This window comes from Microcystis sp. M53603_WE2, assembly GCF_030065435.1.
In genome coordinates, this window is the sequence record NZ_JASJFF010000537.1 from 1 (window position 1) to 2,099 (window position 2,099).

At 48.6% G+C, this 2,099-nt stretch carries 2 protein-coding genes; both read right to left on the reverse strand.

Annotated elements, in window-relative coordinates:
- Positions 1 to 243 precede the first annotated feature (243 nt).
- Positions 244 to 1,416: a CBS domain-containing protein gene (locus PX481_RS11185; protein WP_043999540.1), complete on the reverse strand. Its 1,173-nt coding sequence runs from the start codon at positions 1,414 to 1,416 to the stop codon at positions 244 to 246.
- Positions 1,417 to 1,654: 238 nt separating this feature from the next.
- Entirely contained in the window at positions 1,655 to 2,095 is a 441-nt protein-coding gene (locus PX481_RS11190) for a recombinase family protein (RefSeq protein WP_002763750.1), read from the reverse strand.
- Positions 2,096 to 2,099 lie beyond the last annotated feature (4 nt).

Genomic DNA, 2,099 nt, shown 5'->3' on the forward strand with positions numbered 1-2,099 from the left:
AAGTCCTTCCCTGTATGGATTTCAGCTACTTTTGAGCTTAGGTACTCTCATCGAATTTTATTTTAAGTTAATTATTTGCATAACAATTCCCGAAGAGCCCAATTTTATTGATAGTAGGGTTAATTGATAGTAGGGTTAATTGATAGTAGGGTTGATTCATGAATCAACCCTACCATGTCGGGGGTTTAGGGGGTCTTGCCTCTTGCCTCTTCTCAACAAGCAATGTAAATTACGAACAGCTTACTAAGAGCTAATTTCACGACCGAGGTGGGCAAGCTTATCTAGAACAGATTGAAGCAAAGATCGCCGCTGCTCGACGACAATATCTAAGTTAGCCAACATATACTTTACGTCTTTGTAAGCATTGTCCAGCAAGGCTAGTAATAATTCGCGATCGCTGACAATCTCTTTTTCTGATGGGGTGCGGGTCCGTTGGGGTAATAAGTCCGCTGGTGGAGAAGGAGGGAAGGGCGATCGCTCGGACTCTAGCTGTTGAATGGTTTGTTGTAAATTTTCAATCACCCCATACATTTCCATCGGGTCAAAAACCCTTAACAGACTGGTTTGTGTGACAATGCCCAACCCCCGACCCCAGTTCCAAGAAACCACCAAACGCCCCACCCGCCGTTTTTGCATTTCCTGATGGGCCGTCCACAGGGAATCCTCGGGGCTGAGGAGAAATAAGGGCGTACTCATCACCGTCTGGGCCCTAGTTTTGTGCAGATCGATTTGAACTGCTTGAAACTGGACAAGATCTCGCTCTGTCACAATACCAACAGGGTAGTCATTGTCTTCGGAATTTCTCTGGGTGATCACCACACAACTGACACGATGTTCAGCCATTAACTGGGCCAATTGCAAGACTGTGGCGGTGAGTGGGGCCTGTACCACTTGACTGGTCATCACATCGGATACGCGACGAAACCGCAACAGATTGGCCGGACGCAATATCTGGCGAATACTTTCATGGGAGATCACCCCGATTAAGTGTCCTTGGTCATCCACAATCGGCAAATGGCGAATGCGGTAGCGCCGAAACAAAAACAGGGCAGCAAAAATGTCTTGAGCAGATTGCTGGGGCAACGTGATCAGGGGATGTACCATCACATCGGCAACGGTTGTCTCGGACAGGTTAATCCCTTGGGCGGTGAGTCGCACCACATCCCGTTCTGTCAAAATTCCTAATAACTCTTGTCCTTGCACCACCAGCAGACAGCTAACACGCGCTTCTCCGGCCGGAGCAGCTAGAGGGGATAGGTCATCGGTGAGCAAACACAGACGACTATGGGCCTGACCGATCATGGCGATCGCATCTGCCAGGGAAGTGGTTGGCGGCACCGTCAAGGGCTGGCGATTGATCGCTTTTTCCAGATCGGGGGCCCAACTCAGAGGTGTATCAAAGGACATCAGCACCATCCCGCAATCGCAAAGGCCAAGATAGACAGAACAGCCACTGGGCAAAGAACCCAGACTCTCAGAGTTGCTAAAACCCGTTCTAAAACTATCTCAAAGTGTAGCGTCATTTAACTTTTTCCTAAAAGATGTAACGTTTTGTTACAGTTTTTATTAAACTCGTAAAGATTTTAGACCCACTTCGGTGTATCATAGAGGGATGTAACAGGTTAAAGCCTGAAGCTTTTCATTTAGGGGTTATTCAGCCTCTAATGGTTTCAGGAGCGGCATCACCAGACGCTGGGGTGAGTACTTCCGGGTTCTGGTCGGCCTGAAGGGTTACTCCGGAAATTCTGGACACCTTTCCATAAAGTCGATCCAGCACCCGCTTTACGGAAATACGCTGCCATGGTTGACCGCGTTTGGTGGTGTAGCCCTGTTCATTAAGCCAATCGGCGATCTTCTGCAAGGATTTCCCTGATTTGTGATGACGGCGAATCAGTTCAATGACCCGGCACTCTTCCGGATCATCCACTAATTCCCCATCGATCGATCGTTGTCCAAAGGCAGGGGAGCCGTAGCCCGCATAACCACCGTTGCTTGCTTTTGCTTGTCTGCCTTGTTCTAGCCGCTCCCAGGCAGATAAATCGTTTGAAGGGGTCGCTGTCATAGGGGATGTCAATGCAATAACTTGCAAAACCATATTA

Excerpts from the sequence above, each read along its gene's own strand:
- PX481_RS11185 (WP_043999540.1), bottom strand. The coding sequence starts at position 1,416 with ATGGTGCTGATGTCCTTTGATACACCTCTGAGTTGGGCCCCCGATCTG.
- PX481_RS11190 (WP_002763750.1), bottom strand. The coding sequence starts at position 2,095 with ATGGTTTTGCAAGTTATTGCATTGACATCCCCTATGACAGCGACCCCT.